General features: G+C 65.3%; 7 protein-coding genes and 1 pseudogene. 7 read left to right on the top strand and 1 reads right to left on the bottom strand.

What is annotated here, in order from left to right; all coding sequences use genetic code 11:
• The 5 genes and pseudogenes from ACE3TQ_RS26525 to ACE3TQ_RS26505 form a co-directional block, all read left to right on the top strand.
• A pseudogene (locus ACE3TQ_RS26525) lies at positions 1-441 on the top strand (methyltransferase); the annotation flags it as partial.
• On the top strand, positions 438-1,109 hold the full coding sequence (locus tag ACE3TQ_RS26520; protein WP_374586696.1) for a chemotaxis protein CheW: 672 nt from the start codon (positions 438-440) through the stop codon (positions 1,107-1,109). The pseudogene ACE3TQ_RS26525 and the gene ACE3TQ_RS26520, both read left to right, overlap by 4 nt.
• Positions 1,106-3,424: a chemotaxis protein CheW gene (locus ACE3TQ_RS26515; RefSeq protein WP_374586694.1), complete on the top strand. Its 2,319-nt coding sequence runs from the start codon at positions 1,106-1,108 to the stop codon at positions 3,422-3,424. The genes ACE3TQ_RS26520 and ACE3TQ_RS26515 overlap by 4 nt, the downstream gene beginning before the upstream one ends.
• The gene (gene cheB / locus ACE3TQ_RS26510; protein ID WP_374586692.1) at positions 3,421-4,446 is read left to right on the top strand and encodes a chemotaxis-specific protein-glutamate methyltransferase CheB; all 1,026 of its coding nucleotides are present in this window, start codon (positions 3,421-3,423) and stop codon (positions 4,444-4,446) included. The genes ACE3TQ_RS26515 and cheB overlap by 4 nt, the downstream gene beginning before the upstream one ends.
• A gap of 9 nt (positions 4,447-4,455) precedes the next feature.
• Complete coding sequence (locus tag ACE3TQ_RS26505) at positions 4,456-5,463, top strand: diguanylate cyclase (RefSeq protein WP_374586690.1); 1,008 nt, start codon at positions 4,456-4,458, stop codon at positions 5,461-5,463.
• Between the two features lie 107 nt (positions 5,464-5,570).
• Here the strand turns inward: ACE3TQ_RS26505 and murB are convergent, their stop codons facing one another.
• Positions 5,571-6,596, bottom strand: coding sequence for a UDP-N-acetylmuramate dehydrogenase (gene murB / locus ACE3TQ_RS26500; protein ID WP_374586688.1), 1,026 nt, complete (start codon positions 6,594-6,596; stop codon positions 5,571-5,573).
• 134 nt (positions 6,597-6,730) lie between these two features.
• Here murB and ACE3TQ_RS26495 point away from each other — a divergent pair, with 134 nt between their 5' ends.
• Entirely contained in the window at positions 6,731-7,216 is a 486-nt protein-coding gene (locus ACE3TQ_RS26495) for a YajQ family cyclic di-GMP-binding protein (protein WP_374586686.1), read from the top strand.
• A 13-nt stretch (positions 7,217-7,229) separates the two neighbouring features.
• A complete protein-coding gene (locus ACE3TQ_RS26490) occupies positions 7,230-8,489 on the top strand; it encodes a nitronate monooxygenase (protein ID WP_374586684.1) in 1,260 nt (419 codons plus the stop codon).
• The last annotated feature ends 57 nt before the right edge of the window (positions 8,490-8,546 follow it).

Genomic DNA, 8,546 nt, shown 5'->3' with positions numbered 1-8,546 from the left:
CGCGGCGCGCGCGTGCGGCCCGCCGCAAGCGCTCCGGCAGCGCCGGCAGCGGCGCCTGCCCGCAGCGCACCCGCCACGCGCGCAGTGCGGGCGCCCGCCGCCGCGGCGCCGGCGCTGGTGGCCGCCGGCGATGAAACGCTGCTGAAGCAGGCGCGCACGCTGGCCGACAGCGGCAGGCTGAAGGAAGCCGACGCCGCCTGCCGCGCATTCCTGGCCCAGCAGCCCGAATCGGCCGACGCCTACTTCATCCTCGGGCTGCTGGCGGAAAACGCCAGCCTGCCGGCCGAGGCGGAGGCCCAGCTCAAACGCTGCCTCTACCTGCAGCCCGACCACTACGAAGCGCTGTGCCACCTCGCCCTGCTGCAGGAGCAAAGCGGCAACAGCAGCGCCGCCGCCACCCTTAAGGCGCGTGCCGCGCGCGCATTCCAGAAACGACCATGACCGAACCAAGACAAGAACTGGACGCCTGCTGGAACCGCATCGGCATCGCCGGCGACCATAGCTGCGACGTGCTGGCGCAGGCCGTACACTGCCGCAACTGCGAGGTGTACGCCGGTGCCGCCGTGCGCAACCTGCAGCGCCCCGTCGGCCAGGGCTACCTGCGCGAATGGGCGGAGCACTTCGGCGCGCCGGAGGAACAAGGCGCGCGCGAGGACAGCTCCTGCGTCGCCTTCCGCATCGGGCGCGAATGGCTGGCCCTGCCCACCGCCATGTTCCAGCAGATCGCGCCGAAAGCCATCCCGCACCGCCTGCCGCACCGCAACGCGCGCGGCCTGCGCGGCGTGGTGAATGCCGGCGGCAAGCTGTACCCGTGCATTTCGCTGGCCGACCTGCTGGGCATCGACGAAGCCGGCGGCGAGGCGCGCGCCGGCCGCCACACCTTCGCCCGCATGCTGCTGGTGCGCTGGGAGGAGCAGACCTACGCCCTGCCCGTGGCCGAGCTGCACGGCATCATCCGCTACGCGGCCAGCGCACTGAAGCCGCCCGCCGCCACCATCAACAAGGGCATCGAACGCTACCTGGCGGGCGTACTGCCGCATGAGGAGATGCAGGTGGGCTGCCTGGACGACAGCCTGCTCGGCTACCAACTCGCGAGGACGCTGCGATGAGCGACAACAAGGACGACCTGAGCCAGTTCTCCATGCTCGACCTGTTCCGCATGGAGGCCGACAGCCAGACCCAGATCCTGACCGACGGCCTGCTGGCCTTCGAGCGCCGCAACGACCCATCCGATATCGAACCGATGATGCGCGCCGCCCATTCGATCAAGGGCGCCGCCGCCATCGTCGGGCTGGACATGGTGGTGCAGCTGGCGCACGGCATGGAGGACGCCTTCCTCGCCGCCCAGGCGGGCAAGCTGAAGCTGACGCCCAACCGGGTCGACGCGCTGCTGGCCGGCGTCGACCTGATCGTGCAGTGCTCGCGCGTGAACACCGGGCTGGACGCGTGGCTGGCGGCGCACGCCGCCCAGATAAGCAAGACCATGAACGACGTGCAGGGCATCGCCTTCCTGCCGGAGCCGCTGGTCATGCCGTCGGCCTACGCCGCGCCGCCTGTGCCGCCCGCCCCCGCTCCCGCGCCGTCCCTGCCGGCCGCCCTGCCCGCAGCGCCGGCAGCGGCGCCAGCCACCGTGGCCAGCGCCGAGCCGCCAGCCGAGCCGGCGCCCGAACCCGGCATCCCCGGCCGCAGCCTGCCGCCGATGAAGACGGCGCAGAACTTCGACCGCCTGCTGGCCCTGGCCAGCGAAGCGCGCATCAACGCGCACCAGCTGCATCCCCTGATCCAGGGCATGCAGCGCCACAAGCGCAACCAGGCTGGCCTGTTCGCCGTGCTGGAGGAGCTGATGGAGGCCGCCTCGCACGCCAGCGACCCGGCGCTGAAGGAAAAGGCCCTGCTGGCGATCCAGAAAAGCCAGCCGCTCAAGCAGTTCATGCTGGAGCACATCACCGACATGGAAAACTACGAGCGGCGCCTGCTGATCGGCTCGGAGAACATGGTGGACGAAGTGCTGGGCCTGCGCATGCGCCCCTTCCGCGACGGCATCCAGCACTTCCCGCGCATGGTGCGCGACCTGGCGCGCAGCCTGGGCAAGGACGTGGTGCTGCAGATCGAAGGCGAAGACACACTGGTCGACCGCGACATCCTGCTGCGCATCGAAAGCCCGCTCAACCACATGCTGCGCAACGCCGTCGACCACGGCATGGAAACGCCGCAGGAAAGGCTGGCCGCCGGCAAGCCCGCCACCGGCACCATCGTGATGGAAGCGCGCCACCGCGCCGGCATGCTGAACATCGAGATCAGCGACGACGGGCGCGGCGTCGACCCGGACAAGGTGCGCCGCACCGTCATCGAGCGCAAGATGGCCACCGAGCAGATGGTGGCCGCCATGTCGCAGTCCGAGCTGATGGAATTCCTGTTCCTGCCCGCCTTCAGCCTGAAAGGCAGCATCACCGAGATTTCCGGGCGCGGCGTCGGCCTGGACATCGTGCACGACACCATCCGCCAGCAGAACGGCACGGTGCGCATCGAATCGGAATTCGGCAAAGGCTTCCGCAGCTCGATCACCCTGCCCCTCACGCAATCGATCGTGCGCGCACTGGTGGTGGACGTGAAAGGCGAAGCCTACGCCATCCCCATCGTCAAGGTCGAGCGCATCCTCAAGGTGGCGCAAAGCGCCGTGCATACCCTGGAAAACAAGCAGTTCTTCGACCATGAAGGCGAGCACCTCGGCCTGGTGGGCGCCGCGCACCTGCTGGAGCTGGGCGAGATGGAGCATGCCGAGGAGCTGTCGGTGGTGGTGATCGGCGGCAGTACGCGGCGCTACGCGCTGGTGGTGGACCGCATCCGCGGCGAGCAAAGCCTGGCGGTGCAGGCCATCGACCCGATCTTCGGCAAGATGCGCGACATTTCCGCCGCCGCCCTGCTGGACGACGGCGAACCGGTGCTGATCCTGGATGTGCCCGACCTGCTGCTATCAATTGAAAAGCTGTTGCAGGAAGGCGGCTTGCACCAACTTACGCGCTCAGACCATGCCGGACGGCGTAGAATGAAACGCATCCTTGTCGTGGACGATTCGCTCACCGTGCGCGAAATGGAGCGCAAGCTGCTGGTGGGGCGCGGCTTTGAAGTGGACATCGCGATCGACGGCATCGACGGCTGGAACGTGGTGCGCAGCGGCGACTACGACCTGGTGATCACCGACGTCGACATGCCGCGCATGGACGGCATCGAGCTGGTGAACCTGATCAAGAAAGACCTGAACTTGCACAAGCTGCCCGTGATGATCGTTTCCTACAAAGACAGGCCGGAAGACCGGGCACGCGGCCTGGCCGCCGGCGCCGACTACTACCTGACCAAGGGCAGCTTCCACGACGAGACGCTGCTGGACGCCGTGTCCGACCTGATCGGCGACGCCTACCGATGAGGATCGCGATCGCCAACGACGTGCCCATGGCCGCCGAGGCATTGCGGCGCGTGGTCGCCAGCACGCAGGAACACCAGGTGGCCTGGATCGCCCGCACCGGCCTGGAAGCGCTGCAGAAATGCAGCGTCGACCGTCCGGACCTGATCCTGATGGACCTCAACATGCCCGTCCTGGACGGGGTGGAAGCGACGCGCCGCATCATGGACGAATGCCCGTGCGCCATCCTGGTGGTGACCGGGCGGCCGCAGGACAATGTGAACCAGGTGTTCCGCGCGCTGGGCGCCGGCGCGCTGGACGTCACGGCCACCCCGGTGTTGCAAGGACAGCAAGGCGGCGACGCCGAGCTGCTGCACAAGATCAAAACCATGGACAAGCTGATTCGCCACAGCGGCGGCAGCCAGTCCATGTCGCCCCGGCGCCACACTGCGCAGCAGGAAGCGCAGTCCGGCATCACCACCCTGGTGGCCATCGGCGCCTCCACCGGCGGGCCGATGGCGGTGGCGCGCATCCTGGCCGGCTGGACCCCGCCGCCCAGCTGCGCCGTCGTGGTGGTGCAGCATATCGACGAAAACTTTGCCGACCATTTCGCCAAATGGTTGTCCGAACAGCTGGCCGTACCGGTGCGCGCCATCGAAGGCCGCAGCCCGCTGCAGGGCGGCGTGGTCATGGTCGCCAAGAGCAACGACCACCTGGTACTGGATGAAAAGTATCAACTGGGTTACGATGCCAACCCAAAGGACTATGCATACAGGCCATCGGTCGACGTCTTCTTCAATTGCGTGGCGCAGCACTGGCGCGGCGACGCGGTCGGCGTCCTGCTGACCGGCATGGGCCGCGACGGCGCCGAAGGTTTGCTCGCCATGCGGCGCGCCGGCAAGACGACGATAGCGCAGGACCAGGCCAGCAGCGCGGTGTACGGCATGCCGCGCGCCGCCGTGGAACTGGATGCAGCCCAAACCATCCTGCCCCTCGATAAGATCGGTCCTTTCCTGCGCAGCGCGATCGGAGGCAAACTGATTTGAAGGAAAGCGATGTCTGACGTACTCACCTTGAACCTCGATACAGAGCCAAGCCTGACCAATTTCAAGGTGCGCGTGCTGCTGGTGGACGACCAGCTGATTATCGTGGAAGCCGTGCGGCGCATGCTGGCCGGCGAAGAAGATATCGAATTCCACTTCACCACGGATGCCCGCGAAGCGATCGCCTGCGCCGATTCGCTGCAGCCGACCGTCATCCTGCAGGACCTGGTGATGCCCGATGTGGACGGCTTCGAGCTGATCCGCCGCTTCCGCACGGAACCGGCGCACGCCCATGTGCCGATCATCGTGCTGTCGGCGCGCGAAGACGCCAAGCTCAAGGCGCACGGCTTTGCCGTCGGCGCCAACGACTACCTGGTCAAGCTGCCGGACCGGCTGGAGCTGCTGGCGCGCGTGCGCTACCACTCCAATGCCCACATCAACCGCCTGCAGCGCGACCAGGCCTTCCGCTTCCTGCGCGAGAGCCAGCAGAAGCTGGCGGCGGCCAACGTCGAGCTGCAGAAGCTGGCCGCGCTGGACGCCCTGACCGGCATCGGCAACCGCCGCCGCTTCGACGAAACGCTGGTGCTGGAATGGCAGCGCGGGCAGCGCGACAAGACCCCGCTCTCGCTGCTGATGGTGGACGTCGACCACTTCAAGGCCTACAACGACAACTACGGCCACCCGGCCGGCGACCTGGCGCTGAAGAAGGTGGCCGCCGTGCTGACCGAAAACCTGAAACGCCCGGCCGACCTGGTCACGCGCTACGGCGGCGAGGAATTCGCCATCATCCTGCCCGAGACCGACAGCGCCGGCGCCATTAGCGTCGCGCAAAGCTGCCAGCGCCTGCTGGCGCACCTGCAGATCGAGCACGCCCACGCCCCGCAAGGCGTCCTCACCATGTCGATCGGCCTGCACACGGTGGTGCCCGACAAGAGCTCAAGCTGGAACGACCTGGTCGCCAGCGCCGACCGCGCCCTGTACGACGCCAAAGCCAACGGCCGCAACCAGATCCGCAGCTGAAAAAAATGGGGACAAAAAAATGGGGACGAAAAATGGGGACGTACCCCATTTTCTCGCTTTGCGAGAAAAATGGGGTACGTCCCCATTTTTTTGTCCCCATTTTTTTCTCAGACGAACACCGGCTCCGGTTCGAGCGTGACGCCGTAGCGGGCGGCGACGTCGGCCTGGATGGCGGCGGCCAAGGCCTGCACTTCGGCGCCGGTGGCGCCGCCGTTGTTCACCAGCACCAGGGCCTGCTTTGGATAGACACCGGCGGCGCCCATCGTCTTGCCTTTCCAGCCGCACTGGTCGATCAGCCAGCCGGCCGCCAGCTTTTCGCTGCCGTCGGGCTGGCGGTGGTGCACCAGGGCCGGGAATTGCGCGAGCAGGCGCGCGCAGTGTTCGGCGCTGACCACGGGATTTTTGAAGAAGCTGCCGGCGTTGCCGACCTGCGCCGGATCGGGCAGCTTGCGGCGGCGGATGGCGATCACGGTATCGGCCACCTGCTGCGGCGTCGGCGCGTCAAAACCCTGTTCGGCCACGGCATTGGCCAGCTCCGCGTAGCGCAGGTTGGGCTGCCAGGCGCGCGGCAGGGCGTACGTCACATCCAGGATCACCAGCGCCCTGCCCTCGTGCTTGAACACGCTGTCGCGATAAGCGAAGCGGCAGGCAGCGCCGTCCAGCACGCGCACTTCCCCGCTGGCCGGATCGAAAGCGCTCAGCGCCAGGAAGAAATCCTTGGTTTCCGCCCCATACGCCCCAATGTTCTGGATCGGTGCCGCGCCCACCGTGCCCGGGATCAGGGACAGGTTTTCCAGCCCGCCCACGCCCTGTGCCAGCGTCCACTGCACGAACGCGTGCCAGTTCTCGCCGGCGGCGGCGCGCACATGGTGGTGGCTGGCGGTGCCGGCCAGGATCTCGCGCCCTTCCAGCGCAATATGCAGCACCAGGCCGGGGAAATCGCGCGTCAGCAGCAGGTTGCTGCCGCCGCCCAGCACCAGGCGCGGCAGCGCAGCCAGGGCCGGGTCGGCCAGGGCGGAGCGCAGCACATCGACGGATGTCACGCGCAGGTAATGTTTGGCGCGTACATCAATACCGAAGGTATTTAAATGCTTTAGTGGGAAATCGTGCTGGATTAAATCGCGAAAAGGCATGGGCAGATCAAGTTTTTGCTCGATTATAGTGCAATAGCGACAAAAACGACCGAGCGTTCGCTTGTTTGTCCGTTAAAATGTCGCTTCTTTTGAATCCGCCCTCTGGGCGGTTGCTTCATTGTAAAGGAAAGAATATGCCATCGTTTGACGTAGTATCCGAAGCGGACATGATCGAAGTGCGTAATGCCGTCGACCAGAGCAACAAGGAAATCACCACCCGTTTCGACTTCAAAGGCAGCGATGCGCGCGTAGAACAAAAAGAAAACGACCTGACGGCATTCGCCGATTCGGAATTCCAGCTCGGCCAGGTACGCGACGTACTGACCAACAAGCTGGCCAAGCGCAAGGTCGACGTGCGTTTCCTGGACGAAGGCAAGATAGAGAAGATTGGTGGGGACAAAGTCAAGCAGGTCATCAAGGTGAAGAACGGTCTCGATTCGGAGACCGCCAAAAAGATCACCAAGGTCATCAAGGAAAGCAAGATGAAGGTCCAGGCCAGCATCCAGGGCGAGTCGGTACGCGTGAGCGGCGCCAAGCGCGACGACCTGCAGGCTGCCATGCAGCTGCTGCGCAAGGAAGTGCCGGACACGCCCCTGGAATTCAACAATTTCCGCGATTGATCGAAGGACTGTAATGAAACGTGTTGACGATTTCCGCCTCAAGTTTGGTGACAAGGAGTATGTGCCAATCATGATCGGCGGGATGGGCGTGGATATTTCCACGACCGAACTGGCGCTGGAAGCAGCGCGCCTTGGCGGCATCGGCCATATTTCCGATGCGATGGTGGAGGACGTTTCGGACCGCAAGTTCGACACCACCTTCGTCAAGGACAAGACCCGCCTGTACAAGCACAACATCAACAATATGGACAAGTCCGAGGTGCAGTTCGACCTCGGTCGCCTGGCGGAAGCACAGCGTCGCCACGTGGGCGACACCATGCAGCGCAAGCAGGGCCCCGGCCTGATCTTCGTCAACTGCATGGAAAAGCTGACCATGAACGGCCCGAAGGAAACCCTGCGCACGCGCCTGAACGCGGCGCTGGACGCGGGCATCGACGGCATCACCCTGTCGGCCGGCCTGCACTTCGGCTCCTTCGCCCTGATGGCCGACCACCCGCGCTTCCGCGAAGCGAAGCTGGGCATCATCGTCTCCTCCGTGCGCGCGCTGCAGATCTTCCTGCGCAAGAACCAGAAGCTGGACCGCCTGCCCGACTACGTGATCGTGGAAGGCCCGCTGGCCGGCGGCCACCTCGGCTTCGGCCCGGAAGACTGGAAAGACTACGACCTGCACACCATCACGCGCGAAGTACTGGACTACCTGAAAGGTGAAAACCTGGACGTGCCGGTGATTGCCGCCGGCGGCGTGTTCACCGGCAGCGACGCCGTATCGTTCCTGGAAATGGGCGCAGCCGGCGTGCAGGTGGCGACCCGCTTCACCGTGACCAAGGAATGCGGCCTGCCGGATGAAGTGAAGCAGGAGTACTTCAAAGCCACCGAAGAAGACGTGATCGTCAACGGCATCTCGCCGACCGGCTACCCGATGCGCATGCTGCAGCAGACCCCTGCGATCGGCTCCGGCATCCGCCCCGGCTGCGAATCGTACGGCTACCTGCTGGACGCCACCGGCAACTGCGCCTACATCAATTCGTACAACCGCGAAGTGACGGCCAACGGCGGCAGCGACAAGGGCATCAAGGTGATGGACAAGACCTGCCTGTGCACGCACATGCGCAACTTCAACTGCTGGACTTGCGGCCACTACACCTACCGCCTGAAGGACACCTCGTTCAAGAAACCGGACGGCAGCTACCAGCTGCTGACCGCCGAACACGTGTTCAAGGACTACCAGTTCTCGACCGATAATTCCATAGCCTTACCCGAGAAAGAGTTCTAATTCCGTAGACGGAAAATTCGGGGTCAGGTCTGACAATCGGACACGAGCCCAACCGTA

The sequence above is a fragment of the Pseudoduganella sp. genome, assembly GCF_041914865.1.
Lineage (GTDB): Bacteria > Pseudomonadota > Gammaproteobacteria > Burkholderiales > Burkholderiaceae_D > Rugamonas.
This window is presented reverse-complemented; position numbering and strand designations above follow the sequence as displayed.